This window comes from Bradyrhizobium sp. Cp5.3 (genome assembly GCF_000426265.1).
Lineage (GTDB): Bacteria > Pseudomonadota > Alphaproteobacteria > Rhizobiales > Xanthobacteraceae > Bradyrhizobium > Bradyrhizobium neotropicale.
In genome coordinates, this window is the sequence record NZ_AUFA01000013.1 from 1 (window position 1) to 16,583 (window position 16,583).

Sequence of the window (16,583 nt, forward strand, 5' to 3'; positions counted from 1 at the left end):
GGCGTGCCTCGCGTTCCAGGCGCCGGCTGGATTGCACCCGATTGAGATAACCGTAGATGTACAGCTTCAGGAGGACTGCCGGATGGTAGGAGGGCCGGCCCGTCTCCTTGGCGATCACACGTTCGAATCCCATTCCATGTAGGTCGAGCGCCTCGACAAAGGCATCGATGACATAAACGGCGTTGTCCTCGCTTACCCAATCCTCCAGGCATTCCGGCAAGAGCGTCAGCTGGGATCTATCCGCGCCTTCAACGAAACGTCCCATCCGCACCCCCCATCAGGAAACGGAGGAATCGTAGCCGACTCGCGACTTTTCACACAGCCAGGGTCACGAGCGGCAATGCGCCGACTGATCGTAATATTTCCGCTTGGTCATCCGAAGCTGACGTGCGCGTCTAGGAGTATCCCTTGGCTTGGCCCGTCGCGGCGGGGAAGCTCCGTGGCACATCTGGCAAAAGTCGGCGGCGCAGATTACATCTGCGCCCATGGCAAGACATCCGCTCGAGGAATTCGTTGATCGGCACGAACGTCTGTTCGTGCTGACCGGGGCCGGCTGCAGCACGAATTCGGGCATCCCCGACTATCGCGACAGCCACGGCAACTGGAAGCGGACCCAGCCGGTCAACTTTCAGGCCTTCATGACCGAGGAGCGCACGCGCCAGCGCTACTGGGCGCGCAGCCTGATCGGATGGCGGCGGTTCGGCCAGGCCCGCCCGAACGATGCGCATCATGCGCTGGCCCGGCTCGAAGCAAATGGGCGGTGCGAGATGCTGCTGACGCAGAACGTTGACCGGCTGCATCAATCGGCCGGCCATCGCCAGGTGATCGATCTGCACGGCCGGCTCGATCTGGTCCGCTGCATGGGCTGCGGCCGGAAGACCCCGCGCAATGAGTTTCAGGATGCCCTCGGTAGCGCCAATGCGGTATGGCTGACGCTTGATGCCACGGATGCGCCGGACGGTGACGCCGACCTGGAGCACGCGGATTTTGCCTCCTTCAACGTGCCGGCCTGCGAATCCTGCGGCGGCATCCTCAAGCCCGACGTCGTGTTCTTCGGAGAGAATGTCCCGCGCGACGTCGTCGCAACGGCGCAAGAGCACCTGGAGCAGGCCGACGCCATGCTGGTCGTCGGCTCCTCGCTGATGGTCTATTCCGGCTTCCGCTTCGTTCAGACGGCCGCGCGCCGCCAGATCCCGATCGCCGCGGTCAATCTCGGCCGCACCCGCGCCGACGATCTGCTCGCGCTCAAGGTCGAGGAGCGCTGCGAAGCGGCGCTGGCATTCCTGCTCTGAACGCGCGCTCCTGCCGCATAGGTGCCACGCAAAGCTGTCCGGTGGCTTCACCACCGGCGCGGTCGCTGGTATGAAAATTGCTGCGGTTTCGACCCCAGTTTGACGATCAGCACGGAGAGTTCTGGAATGCTTGAAGGAGCCGAGGTGCGGCTTGCCGTCGATATCGGAGGCACGTTCACCGACATCGTGCTGGACGTGGGCGAGACGCGCAAGACGCGCAAGGTGCTGACGACGCCGCAGCGGCCCGAGCAGGCGGTGCTGGACGGGATGCGTCTCATCCTCACTGACGCGCGCGCACATATCAGCGACATCGACGTCTTCATTCATGGCACGACGCTTGCCACCAACGCCATCATCGAGCGGCGTGGCGCGAAGACGGCGCTGATCGCGACCGACGGCTTTCGCGACGTGCTCGATATCGGCACCGAGAGCCGTTACGACCAATATGACCTCTCGATAGACAAGCCGAAGCCGCTGGCGCCGCGTTCCCTGCGCTTCACCGTGCCTGAACGCATCGATGCGCATGGTGCCGTCCGCCTCGCGCTCGACGAAGCGGCGGTGCGTGCGGTCGTGCCGAAGCTGCGGGCGCTGAAGGTCGAGAGCGTCGCGATTGCTTTCCTGCACTCTTACGCCAATCCCGAGCACGAGCGTCGCGCGGCCGCGATACTCGCCGAGGAGATGCCCGGCGTCTCCGTGACGCTGTCCTCGGCGGTCTGTCCCGAGATCCGCGAATATGAGCGCACCTCGACGGCGGTCGCCAATGCCTATGTGCAGCCGCTGATCGACGGCTATCTTGCCCGCATGGCCGATGCCTTGCAGGTCGAGCAGTTCCGCGGCGCCATCTATCTCGTCACCTCCGGCGGCGGCGTCACCTCGATCGAGACGGCGCGGCGCTTTCCGGTGCGTCTCGTCGAGTCCGGACCTGCCGGTGGCGCGATCTTCGCGGCGCAGATCGCCGCTCGGTCAGGGGAGAGCAAGGTGCTCTCCTTCGACATGGGCGGCACCACCGCAAAGATCTGCCTGATCGAGAAGTTTCAGCCGGAGACCTCGCGCGTGTTCGAGGTCGATCGCGCCGCGCGCTTCCTGAAAGGCTCAGGGCTCCCGGTGCGCATCCCCGTAATCGAGATGGTCGAGATCGGCGCCGGCGGCGGCTCGATCGCCCATGTCGATGCGATGAAGCGGGTCACCGTCGGCCCCGAGAGCGCTTCGTCCGAACCGGGACCCGCCTGTTACGGCCGCGGCGGACAGCGTCCCGCCGTGACCGATGCGGACGTCGCGCTCGGCATGATCGACCCCGACGCCTTTGCCGCCGGCACGATCAAGCTCAGCCCCGAGCTTTCGAAAGAGGCCTTGCTGCGCGACGTCGGTGAGCCGCTCGGTCTGTCGGCGGAAACTGCGGCCTACGCCGTGCACGAGGTCGTCTGTGAGAACATGGCGAGCGCGGCGCGCGTGCACGCGGTCGAGCGCGGCGCCGTGGTCGGCCAGCACACGCTGATCGCGTTCGGCGGCGCCGCGCCGCTGCATGCGGCACGTGTCGCCGAGAAGATCGGCGTCTCCCGCGTGATCGTGCCGTCGAATGCCGGCGTCGGCTCGGCGGTCGGATTCCTGGCGGCTCCGATCGCTTATGAGCTCGTGCGCAGCCGTCACGTCCGGCTCGACGATTTCGACACCGAGGCGGTGTCGGACCTGCTCCAGGAGATGGCGACCGAGGCGCGCGCGCTGGTCGAGCCCGGTGCGGCCGGTGCGCCCGTGCACGAACGCCGTTCCGCGTTCATGCGCTATGTCGGCCAGGGCCACGAGATCGCGGTCGAGCTGCCGAACCGGCGGCTGACGACGGCCGATCTCGCCGGCCTGCGCCAGAAGTTCGAGGCCGATTATGCCGCGATGTTCGAGCGGCCGATCCCGGGTGCCGCCATCGAGGTCTTGAGCTGGTCGGTGCTGGCGACCACCGAGCCGCGCAATCCGCCCACGGTCGCGGCCGTCGCGCGCAAGCCGGCCGGCAAGGCCTCCGGCAGCCGGAAGTTCTTCGACGGCCGGGCAGGCGAGGTCATCGAGATCCCGCTCTATCGCCGCGAGGACATGGCGCCGGGCACGACCATCGCGGGACCGGCCGTGATCGCGGAAGACGAAACGTCAACGTTCGTCTCCACCAGTTTCGACGCCCATATCGATGGTGCCGGCAGCATCGTCATGGAACGAAAGGCGGCATGATCATGAGCAACGCAAGCGGCGCGAGCCTGATCGATCTCCAGATCATGTGGCACCGGCTGATCGCCGTGGTGGAGGAGCAGGCGCAGGTGCTGCTCCGCACCGCCTTCAGCCCGATCGTGCGCGAATGCGGCGACCTCTCGGCCGGCGTGTTCGACCTCAAGGGGCGGATGCTGGCGCAGGCGGTGACGGGGACGCCCGGCCACGTCAACTCGATGGCGGAATCGGTCAAGCATTTCATCGCGCATTTCCCGATTGAGACGATGAAGGAGGGTGACGCCTACATCACCAACGATCCCTGGATGGGCACCGGCCATCTCAACGATTTCGTCGTCACCACGCCCTGCTTCAAGGACGGCAAGGTCGTCGCGCTGTTCTCCTGCACCAGCCATCTCATGGACATCGGCGGCATCGGCTTCGGACCCGATGCCACCGACGTGTTCATGGAGGGGCTCTACATCCCCATGCTGAAGCTGATCGATGGCGGCGTCGTCAACGAGACGCTGATGGCGATGATCCGCACCAACACGCGGCTGCCGATCGACACCGAGGGTGACACCTATTCGCTCGCCGGCTGCAACGATGTCGGTTGCGAACGCCTCGTCGAGATGATGACCGAGTTCAGCATCGACACGCTCGACGAGCTTGGCGACTACATCTGCGACCGCTCGCGCGAGGCCGTGCTTGCGGAGATCGCGAAGTTGCCGAAGGGAAGCTGGCGCAACAGCATGGTCGTCGACGGCTATGATGCGCCGGTCACGCTGGCCGCGACGCTGACGATCTCGGATATGGGCATTCACGTCGATTTCGACGGCACCTCGGCCGCTTCGAAGTTCGGCATCAACGTGCCTTTGTCCTACACCACCGCCTATACCGTGTTCGGCCTCGGCTGCGTCGTTGCCTCGCAGATCCCGAACAATGCCGGCTCGTTGTCACCGCTCACGGTATCGGCGCCTGCGGGCGCGATCCTGAATGCGCCCAAGCCCGCGCCGGTTGCCTCGCGCCACGTGATCGGCCAGATGCTGCCCGACGTGGTGTTCGGCTGCCTGCGCCAGATCATTCCCGAGCGCGTGCCGGCCGAGGGCACCTCGTGCCTGTGGAATCTCAACGTGCGCGGACAGACACGCTCTGGTGCCGGCGGCAATTACGGATTCTCGATGGCAGTGACCAGCAATGGCGGCACCGGCGCGCGCTTCGGCAAGGACGGGCTGTCGGCGACCGCCTATCCCAGCGGCGTGCGCGGCACGCCGGTCGAGATCGCGGAGACGCAGACGCCGCTGATCTTCTGGCGCAAGGAGCTGCGTCCGGATTCCGGCGGGGCAGGGCGCACGCGCGGCGGGCTCGGCCAGATCATCGAAGTCGGCAGCGGCGTCGATGCGCCGTTCGAGATCCTGGCGGCCTTCGACCGCATCGATCATCCGCCGCGCGGCCGTGACGGTGGACGCGATGGCGAAGCCGGCTATGTCGGCTTGAAGTCGGGACAGAAAATGCGCGGCAAGGGTTTTCAGATCGTGCCGTCTGACGACCGGCTCGTGGTGATGACGCCCGGCGGTGCCGGCATCGGCGATCCCCGCGAGCGCGATCGCGCGGCCGTCAACAGCGACGTCGAGAGCGGATTGGTGTCCTCAGACAATGCGGTTGCGATCTATGGCCGCGCGGGGTGAGGTGACGGGCTCGGCTGTATCCCCTGCGTCACGCAGCCCGGTCCCGCCGACAGTGCTTTGCGGGTAACTCGCTTCGGTCCGAAATTTGTCGATTGAGACGAAACGGTCAGTGCTGCTGCCGTTTCAAATTCGCCCTCGCGTCAAATTCACGCCGTGCGCGCATTCCGTCTTTGCACTCCCTGTGATCCGGCGTACTCTTTGACGCCGAGCAGAAGTGCAACAGCAATCACTCCAGTGAACGTAGCTCCTTTGGCGACATGCGCCGAAAGAGAGGGACATCTGTTGGCAGCTCATGCCCGATGGAGAACAATCGACACGTATTGAACTGCAAACGTCCCTCGCGGCGGCGCCTATAAGACGCAATCATCAAGCACAAAAGCGGGAGGAAGTGCCTATGAGGAAGCAGTGGCTTAACTCGGGTTTACCTGTTCTTGTCGGTGCAACGCTTGCGGCGTCGGCGGCGTTGGCTCAAGCCGTGGATACGGCCCGGATCGAGGCTGCCGGTCAGAACGATTGGCTCACCTATCACGGTTCATACAAATCCTATCACTACAGCCCGCTCGCGCAGATCAACGCGAACAACGTCGGCAATCTGGGCGTAGCCTGGATGCACATTCCCGGACGATCGACGCGCGGCCTGCAGTCAATGCCGCTCGTGGCCGATGGCGTGCTGTATTACTCGGGTTCTTACAGCCGGGTCTTTGCGCTGAATGGCGCGACGGGCGAGGTCATCTGGTCGTTCTTTCCGGAGCTGGATGAAGCGCTGATCAGCCGACAGACCCACTCTCCTTACAACCGCGGCGTAGCTCTCGGTGAAGGCAAGGTCTTTGTCGGTACGATGGATGGCCGTCTCATCGGGCTGGATGCGAAGACGGGAAAGGTCCTTTGGGACACCAAGCTGATCGACTCGCAGAAACTCACTGTCGGCTTCACCGGCGCGCCGCTTTACGCGAAGGGGAGCGTGATCATCGGCGCGCAAGGTGGTGAATGGCCGGGCCGTGGCCCGATCTTCGCCGTCGATGCCGCCACCGGCAAGAAGAAGTGGGAGTTCCTGACGGTCGCAGGCACCGACGAGGCCATGAAGACCTGGGGCAGCGATTCCTGGCGCACCGGCGGCGGTGGCGGCTGGATGCCGGGCACCTACGACTCCGAGACCAACACCATCCTGTGGGGCACCGCGAACCCGGCACCGCTCTACGATTGGTCGGGCACTGATTACAAGACGCAAGGTGCGCGTCCCGGCGACAATCTCTATACGAGTTCGGTGATCGGTCTCGATATCGATAGCGGCAAGCTGAAATTCTACCATCAGGAGCTGCCGCACGACGCCTGGGACTTCGACAGCGCCGTCGGCGAGTTCGTGATGCTCGAGCGCGACGGCCAGAAGCTCGTGGTTCATCCGAACAAGAGCGGCTACATCTTCGTCTATGACCGCAATCTCGGTTTGAAGAACGTCTGGCGGATCACCGAGAACAGCAATTTTGTGAAGAACATCGACCCCAAGACCGGCGAACTGGTTGGCCGGCGTGACTTTAAACCGGGAAAGGTAGACGAGCCGCTGTGTCCGCACATCTCCGGCGGCGTCAGCTTCAATGCCGGCTCCTACAACCCGAAGACGGGCCTCTACTACAAGCTCGGCCAGGAATGGTGCATGACCCTCGAGGTCATGAAGACGACGCCGGTGACCGCCCCGCAAGCACAGCTCAATATCGGGGCCGATTTCAAGATTGCGCCTCCGCCGGGCGGGGAGATTTATGGTCATCTCGACGCGCGCGATCCGGTGACCGGCGCCAAGAAGTGGGAAGTCCGCTTCCCCGAACCACCGCTCGCGAGCGTGCTGTCGACCGCGGGTAATCTCGTGTTCGTGCCTGACTCCCGCGGCACCATTCATGCCTACGATGCCGAATCGGGGACCGAGCTGTGGAATCACAACAACGGCACCGGCCATCAGGGCGGAATCGTCAGCTACTCCGCCGGTGGCAAGCAGTATATCGCGGTGACCGCGGGCTTTGGCGGCATGGCGTCGGACGACTACGCGCCGACCTTCGGCGGTGTTTACAAAAGCATGCCGCGCGACGATGGCGCGCTCATCGTCTACAGCTTGAAATAGGTCGTACGGATGAGCTGTCGGGGAGCGGGAACACTCCCGCTCCCCGCGCATTTCAGTGGTTGATGGACTTTGCGAAAACGGAGCGGTACCCAGTGAAATCGAATTTGGGGACCATGACGTTACTGCCGGCGGCCGCACTGGCTGTCTCCCTGGCAGGTGCCGTGCCGGTCCATGCGCAGTCTGCCATTCCTGCACCGGACCAGGAGACATTCGACGTCGGGCAGTTGTTTGCAACGACCTGTGGCTGGTGTCATTCCGATGGGGGGCGCGCGGCCGGCAAGGGGCCGCAGCTCATGAATACGACACGCGACGACGCTTATCTTCGCAGCCGCATCAAGAGCGGCAAGCCAGGCGCGATGCCCGCATTCGGCGAGACCTTCAGCGACGCGCAGATCGACCAGATCATCACATACATCCGGCAACTCAAGCCGCGCGAGGGCTGAATCGCGAAAGACCCGATCCATCCAAATGAGGACGCGGAATGAAGGCAATTGTCCCGGTCATCGTCGGCGCCGCCATCGGGCTATCAGGACCGGCGCAGGCGCGAACCCTGGACGCGATCCGCTCGAGCGGCGCGATGGGGCTCTGCGCGCATCCCAACTCGCTTCCCTTCGCTCGCAAGGCCGGCGATCCGCCCGGCTTCCAGGTCGAGTTGGGACAGGTGCTGGCAGGCGAGCTCGGTGTCTCGCTGAGGCTCGACTGGATCATCACGCAGTACCAGATGCGGAGCGCCGGCTGTGACATTCTTCTGGATGTCATCGCCGACCGTGAAGCGCAGGGTGAGACCCGCTTGAGGATCTCGAAACCGTACTATCGCACGGGCGTCGCGCTCGCAGTGCCGTCATCAAGCACGCTCACCTCCTTCAAGAGCCTCAACGGGTCTACCAAGGTGGGGGTGCAGGTCGGATCTGTTGCCGCCATGATCATCGGTCAACGGCACGTGCCCACATCGACCTTCGGCTTCGAGAGCGACAGCCTCGATGCCGTGTCAAACCATGAGATCGATGCCGCCGCGGTGACGCCCACCGCGGCGAGCTATTTCAATCTGACGCATCCGGACAAGGCACTCCGGATCCTGGATCGCGACGAGAGCGTGGCCGATCTCAACTGGAATGTCGCCGTCGGCATGGTTCGCCCGGATGATGCGTTCAGCGAAGCCATCGACGCAGCGCTGGAACGGCTACGGAACGACGGCACGATCGATCGGATCTATCGCCGCTACGGTATCGTCCTCGAGGCGCCGAGATAGCCGTGCGCCTCGGCCCCGGTAGTCCAAAGGGCTCGATCAATCGAGGCGCGCCACCTAGCAGGCGCGATGTCCTTCAAAGTCTGGCCGCCGGAGCGGCAATGGGAGCGGCTTCGGCATCCGCCGGCGAGGGACGCAGGATCGGTCTCCAACTCTATACGGTCCGCGACCTCCTAAAGAACGACTTTGAGGGCACCCTGCGCAACGTTGCTCTCTTCGGCTATAGCGAGGTGGAGTTCGCCGGCATTCTCGGCCCTGACGTAAGGCGCACCGGCGAGCTTTTGCGCAGCCTCGGTCTCAGCGCACCGTCGTTGCATCTCGAATATGGCAACCTGCGGGACAAGACCGGATCATCGTTCGACCTCGCCCATTCGCTTGGCAGCCGGTTCGTCGTCTGTCCATGGCTTGATCCGCCGGAGCGACAGACGATCGATGACTGGAAGCGGATTTGCGACGAGTTGAACAGGATCGGTGAACTGGCGGCGCGTGCCGGGCTGACGCTCGCCTATCACAATCATGATTTCGAGTTCGCAGACCTCGCTGGCGGCATCCTGCCGTACGACGTTCTGCTCAGCCGCACGGACGAGCGCTTCGTCAAGTTCGAGCTCGACGTCTACTGGGCAGCCAGGGGCAATCTCGACTCCGCGTTTGTTCTGAGGGCACATCCATCGCGATTTCGCCTGCTTCATCTCAAGGACATGGCGACGGATGGATCGACCACCGAGCTGGGGCGTGGCACGATTGATTTCGCTGGGATACTCGACGCTGCGTTTGAGAGCGGCGTGCAGCATATGTTCGTCGAGCAGGATATTTCGGCCGATCCCTTGCGAAGCATTGAGATCAGCATCGCTTTCCTTCGCCGCCAACCGCATTTTGCGCAGGGCAGATGATGCTGCCGTCCCGGCCCGGAGGCCGGGACGACGATGCCTCGACTGTTCGCTACGCCGCCGCCTTCCGCCGCGCCTGCTCGGCCTTGTACAGCTCGAACTCCTCCGCGATCGCCTTCGCGATCGAGGGGCGCTGACGCAGGCGCTCGTAATAGGCCTTCACGTTCGGCCATTTCGCGAGCTCGATCGGCGGCGTCGCCATGGTCCAGTTGATGACCGTGACAAGATAGGCGTCGGCGACGCTGAAATGGTCGAGCAGGAACTCGCGGTCCTGCAGGTAGTTGTCGAGATAGTCGAGCCGCGACAGGTTCTTCTCCAGCACGTAGGCCTTGGCCTCCTGCGGCGCCTTGCGGTCGAGCACGGGCACGAACAGACCCTTGTGCAACTCGGTGCCGATGAAGCAGAGCCATTGATGCAGCCGCGTGCGATCGATGCCCGGTGGCGTGCCGATGCCGGAGTGCGGAAAACGGTCGGCGACATATTGCAGGATCGCCGCGTTCTCGGTCAGCACCACGCCCTCGTCGGTGCGCAGCGTCGGTACGAGGCCGATCGGATTGACGGCGCGGAAGTCGGAGCCGTCGTTCAGCACTTTCTTGGTCGGCGGATCGACTTCGAGATAATTCGCCTCGGCGCCGGCTTCATACAGCGCGACGCGGGTCGCCATCGAGCAGGCGAGCGGTGAGAAATAAAGGTCCATCTGTAGCCTCCTTGGGCAATTCCTCGAGTTTCGCTCAACCTGGCCAGATTGATTTTTGTACTGTCTTGCATAATATAAAACAGGTCAAGGATTATCTTGCGAAATGGTACAAAAATCGAAAGGGCCGCCCGCGGCCCCCGAGCAACCGAAACGCCGCGGCCGCCCGCGCGCCTACGAGCCCGATGTCGCGCTCGGCAAGGCGCTCGATCTGTTCCGCAAGCAGGGTTTTGCGGCGACCTCGCTCGACGATCTCAGCGAAGCGACTGGCATGAACCGGCCGAGCCTCTACGGTGCCTTCGGGGACAAGCGCGAGCTCTACATCAAGAGCTATCAGCGCTACCGCGAGGAGGCGCGCGCATCGATGGTCGCGATCTTTCGCGAGGAGATGCCGTTGCGCCAGCGGCTGGAGCGCATCTTCGCCTCGGCGCTGAACATCTATCTCTCCGGCGACACCGGTCCGCGCGGCTGCTTCACGGTGGTGACCGCGGCCTCCGAAGCCGTCGGCGATCCCGAGATCCGCGCCATGGTGCTCGACGGGCTCACCGAGCTCGACAAGGCCTTTGCCAATTGCTTCCGCAGGGCGAAAGAGAAGGGCGAGTTACCGGAGACGGCCGATCCCGCCGTGCTGGCGCAGCTCGCCTCCGCAACCGTGCACACCATCGCCATCCGCTCCCGTGCCCGCGTGCCGCGCAAGGAGCTGGAAGCGATCGTGTCGGGCGCGATCGACGTGATGGTGGGAGCCAAAAGTTAGGCCATCGCCGGGACGACAGTGAGTGTGTGGCGCAAGCGAGCGCCTAATACCCCCTGGCCCGATCCACCACATTCTCCAGCGCGCTGCCGGCCTCGAACCGGGCGATCTGCTCGGCGACATAGGTCGAGATCGCCTCAGCGTCGGTGTCGGCCGCGTTGTGCGGCGTCAGCACCACCTTCGGATGGGTCCAGAGGCGGCTGTCCTGCGGCAGCGGCTCCTGCACGAACACGTCGAGCGAGACGGCGCCAAGGGTGCCGTCGTCGAGGCAGGAGAGAATCTCGGCCTCGTTCTGCAAGCCGCCACGGCCGGCGTTGATCAGCACCGGTGCGCCGAGCAGGCTCTTCCGGTTGAGCTTTGTAAAGACGTCGCGATTGAGGATGCCTTGAGTGTCCGGCGTCAGTGGCAGGAGACACACCAAAATGTCGGTCGCATTCAGGAACGCATCGATCTGCGCGGTGCCGTGAAAGCATTCGACGCCCTCGACCGCGCGCGGGCTGCGGCTCCAGCCTGCGACGCGAAAGCCGAGCCGCCTCAGCACCCCGGCCGCATCCGCACCTAACGTGCCGAGCCCCATGACGCCGACCGTGACCGCGCTCGCCGGCCACTGATATTTCGGCTCCCAGCGCTTCTCGCGCTGCGACTGCCGCAAGTAAAGCTCCTGGCGATGGTGCATCAGCACGTGCAGCACGACGTATTCGGTCATGCGATTGGTCAGGTCGGGCACGGCGACGCGGACCAGCGGTACGTCGGGCAAGCTGCGGTCGGCCATCAGCGCATCGACGCCGGCACCCAGATTGAAGATCGCACGCAGGTTCACAAATGCGGCGAGCTCGCCCGGTGCCGGCTTCCACACCGCGGCATAGTGCACCTCGGCCGGATCGAGCCCGGCGTCGGGCAGCAGTACCACGCGGCGGCCGCCACAGACCGCCTCGAACCGGGTCTTCCAGCGCGCCGGCAGCCAGTTCTGCTGGGTGCTGTTGATCAGGACGGCCAGTGTGCCTTTGGTCATTCCAGGTGCCTCATCGGGTTCCGCTTTTGAAGGCCCTCCTTGGCACGAACGGACGGACTTTTCTCGCAAATTATTTCCGCATCGCTGTCGGGGCAGGGCATATTGGCTCGTCTTCAAAACGAGACGAGGAAAGTGCCACCCATGCTCTATGCCATCCTTTGCTATCACGATGAGGATTTCGTCGGTTCCTGGAGCAAGGACCAGGACGATGCCGTGATGAAAAAGCTCGCCGTGGTGCAGGAGAAGCTCACCAAACAAGGCCGGCTCGGGCCGGTGGCGCGGCTGTTGCCGACCACTGCGGCCGCGACGCTGCGCAAAGAGGATCCGCCGCTGGTGCTCGACGGCCCCTATGCCGAAACCAAGGAGCAGTTGCTCGGCTTCTACATTGTCGACTGCAAGAATCTCGACGACGCGCTCGACGTCGCGCGCGAGCTCGGGGCCGCCAATCCCGGCGGCGCCTATGAGGTGCGTCCGGTCGGCGTGTTCAGACCCGGAGGGAATTTGACGTGAGCGACACCGATGCCGCCTGGATCGAGACCGCGCTGACCTCGGCGCGACCGCAGGCGGTGGGTGCGCTGCTCCGCTATTTCCGCGATCTCGATACGGCGGAGGAGGCGTTCCAGAACGCCTGCCTGCGCGCGTTGAAGACCTGGCCGCAGAACGGGCCGCCGCGCGACCCCGCCGCCTGGCTGATCATGGTCGGCCGCAACGTCGCGATCGACGAGGTGCGCCGCACTCGCAAGCAGGAGCCGCTGCCCGAGGACGATCAGGCGATCTCCGATCTCGGCGACGCCGAAGGTGAGCTTGCCGAGCGGCTCGACGGTTCGCACTATCGCGACGACATCCTGCGGCTGATGTTCATCTGCTGCCATCCGCAACTGCCGGCGACGCAGCAGATCGCGCTCGCCTTGCGCATCGTCTCCGGCCTCACCGTCAAGCAGATCGCGCGCGCCTTCCTGGTCTCGGAAGCGGCGATGGAGCAGCGCATCACCCGTGCCAAGGCCAAGATCGCCGAGGCCGGCGCGCCCTTCGAAGCGCCCGGTGCGGTCGAGCGTTCGGAGCGCCTCGCCGGCGTCGCGGCGATGATCTACCTGATCTTCAACGAAGGCTATTCGGCGAGCGGCGATACCGCCGAGATCAGGAAGCCGCTCTGCGAGGAGGCGATCCGGCTGGCGCGGCTGCTATTGCGGCTGTTCCAGAGCGAGCCGGAGATCATGGGACTTACGGCACTCATCTTGTTGCAGCATGCGCGCAGCGCCGCGCGCTTTGCCAAGGACGGTTCGCTGATCCTGTTGGAAGATCAGGACCGCTCGTTGTGGAACGGCACCATGATCGCCGAGGGCCTGGCGCTGATCGACAAGGCGATGCGTCACCATCGCAGCGGCCCCTATCAGATCCAGGCGGCGATCGCGGCGCTGCATGCGCGCGCTTCGACGCCGGAGGAGACCGACTGGACGCAGATCGACCTGCTCTATGGCGCGCTCGAGCTGGTGCAGCCTTCACCGGTGGTGACGCTCAACCGCGCGGTTGCTGTCTCGAAGGTGCGCGGGGCGCAAGCCGCGCTCGACCTGATCGAGCCGCTGGCGCCAAAACTTGCCAATTACTTCCATTTCTACGGCGTGCGCGGCGCCTTCCTGATGCAGCTCGGCCGCAACGACGAGGCCCGCGTCGCCTTCGACCGCGCCATCGCGCTCGCCAACACCTCGGCGGAAGCCGCCCACATCCGCATGCATCTCGATCGCCTGATCAGGGACAGCCGGCCGAAGGGGAACGGAAGTTCCAAGCAAGGCGTGAAGGTGAATTAGGGCAGGCTCGACTCCACACCGTCATGGCCGGGCTTGTCCCGGCCATCCACGTTCTGCCTTGCTCTCCAAGTGCGTGGATGCCCGGGCATGACGCGGGGCGGGTAGCCTGCCGAAAAATTTCTGTTCCACGCTGTCGATCCCATCCTTCCCCGTTCGTCCTTAGCCCATAACCAACGGAGCCATTCATGCTGAAAGCTGTTGCCATTTTCGCCGTCGTGATCGCGGTCGGTCTCGCCGCCGTCCTCGCCCTCGCGCTCACTAAGCCCGACACGTTCCGCGTCGAGCGCCGTCTCGCCGTGAAGGCGCCGGCCGAGGCGATCTATCCGCTGGTTGCAGATTTCCACCGCTGGACCGGCTGGTCGCCCTATGAGGGCCGCGATCCCGCGATGAAGCGCACTTTTGGCGGAACCGCGCAGGGCAAGGGCGCGACCTATGCCTGGGACGGCAACAACAATGTCGGCGCCGGCCACATGGAGATCCTCGAGGCGGACGTGCCGTCGAAGGTCCGCATCAAGCTCGATTTCGAGCGGCCGTTCGAAGGTCACAACACCGCGGAGTTCACCTTTGTGCCGCAAGGTGATGCCACACTGGTCACATGGGCGATGTACGGTCCGGCCCCATTCATGTCGAAGATCATGCAGGTCTTCGTCAACATGGACAGCATGATCGGCAAGGATTTCGAGGCCGGCCTCGCCAGCCTGAAGAAGCTCACCGAGAAGTGACGCTCACTGCCCAAGGAAACCAAGAGGAGAGAAACGATGCTCAATCCCTATCTGTTCTATCAGGACACTTGCGAAGCGGCTTTCAACTTTTACGCCAAGGCGCTGGGTGGAAAGATCGAGGCGATGCTGCGCGCCTCCGAGGCGCCGGCGGACATGCCCGCCACACCCGGCCGCGAGAAGACCATCATGCACGCGCGGATGTCGCTGCCCGACGGCAGCGTGTTGATGGCCTCCGACACGCCGCCCGAGCATGTGCAGAAGCCGCAGGGCTTTTCGATCTCGCTCACGCTGACCGATCCCGCGGAAGCCGAGCGCAAGTTCAATGCGCTCGCCGACGGCGGCACCGTCACCATGCCCTTCAGCAAGACGTTCTGGGCCAAGGGCTTTGGCATGTGCGTCGATCGCTTCGGCATCCCCTGGATGGTGAACTGCCCCGCCGAAGGGATGTGAGCGCAGATTCGATCGCGTCGATGGCGCGATGACACCAATGCCCTCTCGCGCTGTTGGCGCGAGAGGGCGCAGAAGTAGTCCTCACCGCCGCCGGGACCGCGCGCTGCTTCAGCGGATCGACCCGGTCACATCCTCTTGCGGCGCCGGTGGAACACAGCGCGGACAGATCACGAGCTTCGATCCGAGCTGCCTGTCGTTCTCGGCCTCGATCTCGTCTTGGACCGCCCACCACGCCTCGGAATACGGGCGCAGCGTGCCCAGCACTCTCTCACGTTCCTGATTCGGGTTGGTGTCGTTCTCCGCCGGAGCACGATCCGCATTGCGATGCTTTGTGACAGCCGTGCGGTTCGGGTCCCGACCGAGTCCGTCCCATGCGATCGGGCGACGCTCCGAGGCCGGTGCATTTGCGCACCCAGTGAGCGCGGCGCAAAAACTGAGCAAGATGAAGATGTATCGAGTCATGCCGGACCTGCTGTGCGGTACGCACCACGCAACATCCGCGTGGAGCCTTCGCATCGCGATTGTTAAATCAGACCTAAGGGAAACGACGTCGCCGGCACGGCCGAATATGACTCTTGCTTTCGCCTCATTCTGCAAGAGCGCGCGTGAGCTTTCGCGGAATGAAACGGACTGCATCGCACAACAATTGGCGCAATATTAGGCTGTGAACTTCGCGTCAGAATCGATAGCCTTGTCTCATAAGATTTAAAAACTGGGGTGGACGTCACTTGAGAGGGGAGCGACCGATGGCAGCGGCGCTACAAATCAACTTTGCCCTGTGGGGGATGCTCATCTGCGCCAGCATGAAGCTGGCTCCGATGATTCAGATTCTCTTCTAGGAGAGCAGCCAGTTCACGACGGCCAAGGCTCCCTCTGCGAGCGCGTAGAGCCAGCCAAGGGTTGCGACGGCGCTCGTGATCAGCAACGCAGCAGTGACGGCCTGTTCATTCCATTTTCGTAAGTGCGATGACTGGTCTTGCGCATCGGGATGTCCGTCGCTGCTGATGCTGGTCATGACTATCTCCGCGGACATCCGTGTCGTGCGGTGTCATGTATGCCAAGCCAAGTTGGCGTTAGTGTGACGCGGTTCACACTTGTGGCGCATTTGCCCGACGTGACGCGCGCAAATTGTGTGCGTCGGTTCCGACGAATCATCTTCCGCGGCGCGGATAGCTGATTGCGAAAAACGCTATCGACAGCGCGGATAGATTGCGGCGAGTTCGCGCCCCTTCAACAGCAGCAGTCGCGAGCTCAGCCCACCATGGCGGCTGATCCAGTTGCGCACCGGACCTGGATAGGCCTGCAGCACGGCTTCGGACGCTTCCGGCTCGGCATAGAAGCGCCCGCTCCGGTCTACCGAACGCGCAGCATGAAAGCCGAGCACCGCGCGCTTCGTAACGCAGATGCGCTCGCCCGGCACGATGCTCAGCACCAGCGTGCAGGCCGACAGGCAGGGGCCGTCGATCACCACGCGGTCGCCGCTCTCGCGCACCTTCTCGAACAGGTCGAGGAACGGTCCGACCTGTCCGCCCGGACTCTGCATGATGCGGATTTCGGCCGAGGCGGGCGCGGCCGCGAGCAGGGCGAGCGACCACATCAAGGCTTTGACAAAGACGACGCGTCGCATGCTGCTCTCCCAGAGCTCGATTCGTAGGGTGGGTTAGCCTTGCGGCTGCGCGAAGCGCAGTCCGCTAGGCGTAACCCACCACTTTCATAGCCGCGGCGCCGGAAGTGGTGGGTTA

Annotated in this window: 18 protein-coding genes; 12 read left to right on the forward strand and 6 right to left on the reverse strand. The window is 64.0% G+C overall.

The window, feature by feature from the left end:
- Nucleotides 1–265, reverse strand: a 265-nt coding sequence (locus K289_RS0120100; protein ID WP_035685302.1) for a transposase, incomplete at its 3' end; no start/stop codon positions are given.
- 220 nt (nucleotides 266–485) lie between these two features.
- On the opposite strand from K289_RS0120100, the gene K289_RS0120105 reads away from it, so the two are divergent.
- The 7 genes from K289_RS0120105 (at nucleotide 486) to K289_RS0120135 (ending at nucleotide 9,410) form a co-directional block, all read left to right on the forward strand.
- Entirely contained in the window at nucleotides 486–1,292 is an 807-nt protein-coding gene (locus tag K289_RS0120105; protein ID WP_245283963.1) for an NAD-dependent protein deacetylase, read from the forward strand.
- A 126-nt stretch (nucleotides 1,293–1,418) separates the two neighbouring features.
- The gene (locus K289_RS0120110; protein ID WP_027553178.1) at nucleotides 1,419–3,503 is read left to right on the forward strand and encodes a hydantoinase/oxoprolinase family protein; all 2,085 of its coding nucleotides are present in this window, start codon (nucleotides 1,419–1,421) and stop codon (nucleotides 3,501–3,503) included.
- A 2-nt stretch (nucleotides 3,504–3,505) separates the two neighbouring features.
- On the forward strand, nucleotides 3,506–5,164 hold the full coding sequence (locus K289_RS0120115; RefSeq protein ID WP_027553179.1) for a hydantoinase B/oxoprolinase family protein: 1,659 nt from the start codon (nucleotides 3,506–3,508) through the stop codon (nucleotides 5,162–5,164).
- A gap of 394 nt (nucleotides 5,165–5,558) precedes the next feature.
- A complete protein-coding gene (locus K289_RS0120120; protein WP_027553180.1) occupies nucleotides 5,559–7,274 on the forward strand; it encodes a PQQ-binding-like beta-propeller repeat protein in 1,716 nt (571 codons plus the stop codon).
- 62 nt (nucleotides 7,275–7,336) lie between these two features.
- The gene (locus K289_RS48740) at nucleotides 7,337–7,717 is read left to right on the forward strand and encodes a cytochrome c (protein WP_245283964.1); all 381 of its coding nucleotides are present in this window, start codon (nucleotides 7,337–7,339) and stop codon (nucleotides 7,715–7,717) included.
- 38 nt (nucleotides 7,718–7,755) lie between these two features.
- Nucleotides 7,756–8,523, forward strand: a complete 768-nt coding sequence (locus K289_RS0120130; RefSeq protein WP_027553182.1) for an ABC transporter substrate-binding protein — start codon at nucleotides 7,756–7,758, stop codon at nucleotides 8,521–8,523.
- 98 nt (nucleotides 8,524–8,621) lie between these two features.
- Complete coding sequence (locus tag K289_RS0120135) at nucleotides 8,622–9,410, forward strand: sugar phosphate isomerase/epimerase (protein ID WP_051310694.1); 789 nt, start codon at nucleotides 8,622–8,624, stop codon at nucleotides 9,408–9,410.
- A 49-nt stretch (nucleotides 9,411–9,459) separates the two neighbouring features.
- On the opposite strand, the gene K289_RS0120140 is transcribed toward K289_RS0120135, so the two are convergent.
- Complete coding sequence (locus tag K289_RS0120140; protein ID WP_027553184.1) at nucleotides 9,460–10,104, reverse strand: glutathione binding-like protein; 645 nt, start codon at nucleotides 10,102–10,104, stop codon at nucleotides 9,460–9,462.
- Between the two features lie 103 nt (nucleotides 10,105–10,207).
- On the opposite strand from K289_RS0120140, the gene K289_RS0120145 reads away from it, so the two are divergent.
- On the forward strand, nucleotides 10,208–10,855 hold the full coding sequence (locus K289_RS0120145; RefSeq protein ID WP_027553185.1) for a TetR/AcrR family transcriptional regulator: 648 nt from the start codon (nucleotides 10,208–10,210) through the stop codon (nucleotides 10,853–10,855).
- A gap of 43 nt (nucleotides 10,856–10,898) precedes the next feature.
- Here K289_RS0120145 and K289_RS0120150 read toward each other — a convergent pair whose 3' ends face one another.
- Nucleotides 10,899–11,864 (reverse strand): glyoxylate/hydroxypyruvate reductase A, encoded by a 966-nt coding sequence (locus tag K289_RS0120150; protein ID WP_027553186.1) that lies wholly within the window; start codon nucleotides 11,862–11,864, stop codon nucleotides 10,899–10,901.
- 141 nt (nucleotides 11,865–12,005) lie between these two features.
- Between K289_RS0120150 and K289_RS0120155 the strand changes: the two genes are divergently transcribed.
- The 4 genes from K289_RS0120155 (at nucleotide 12,006) to K289_RS0120170 (ending at nucleotide 14,841) form a co-directional block, all read left to right on the forward strand.
- Nucleotides 12,006–12,374, forward strand: coding sequence for a YciI family protein (locus K289_RS0120155; RefSeq protein ID WP_027553187.1), 369 nt, complete (start codon nucleotides 12,006–12,008; stop codon nucleotides 12,372–12,374).
- Nucleotides 12,371–13,669, forward strand: a complete 1,299-nt coding sequence (locus K289_RS0120160; RefSeq protein ID WP_027553188.1) for an RNA polymerase sigma factor — start codon at nucleotides 12,371–12,373, stop codon at nucleotides 13,667–13,669. The genes K289_RS0120155 and K289_RS0120160 overlap by 4 nt, the downstream gene beginning before the upstream one ends.
- Before the next feature lie 185 nt (nucleotides 13,670–13,854).
- Nucleotides 13,855–14,391, forward strand: a complete 537-nt coding sequence (locus K289_RS0120165; RefSeq protein WP_027553189.1) for an SRPBCC family protein — start codon at nucleotides 13,855–13,857, stop codon at nucleotides 14,389–14,391.
- 36 nt (nucleotides 14,392–14,427) lie between these two features.
- The gene (locus K289_RS0120170; protein ID WP_027553190.1) at nucleotides 14,428–14,841 is read left to right on the forward strand and encodes a VOC family protein; all 414 of its coding nucleotides are present in this window, start codon (nucleotides 14,428–14,430) and stop codon (nucleotides 14,839–14,841) included.
- Nucleotides 14,842–14,949: 108 nt separating this feature from the next.
- On the opposite strand, the gene K289_RS0120175 is transcribed toward K289_RS0120170, so the two are convergent.
- The 3 genes from K289_RS0120175 to K289_RS0120190 form a co-directional block, all read right to left on the reverse strand.
- On the reverse strand, nucleotides 14,950–15,303 hold the full coding sequence (locus K289_RS0120175) for a hypothetical protein (protein ID WP_027553191.1): 354 nt from the start codon (nucleotides 15,301–15,303) through the stop codon (nucleotides 14,950–14,952).
- Between the two features lie 373 nt (nucleotides 15,304–15,676).
- A complete protein-coding gene (locus tag K289_RS0120185; protein ID WP_156918078.1) occupies nucleotides 15,677–15,856 on the reverse strand; it encodes a hypothetical protein in 180 nt (59 codons plus the stop codon).
- Nucleotides 15,857–16,030: 174 nt separating this feature from the next.
- On the reverse strand, nucleotides 16,031–16,468 hold the full coding sequence (locus K289_RS0120190; RefSeq protein ID WP_027553193.1) for a hypothetical protein: 438 nt from the start codon (nucleotides 16,466–16,468) through the stop codon (nucleotides 16,031–16,033).
- Nucleotides 16,469–16,583 lie beyond the last annotated feature (115 nt).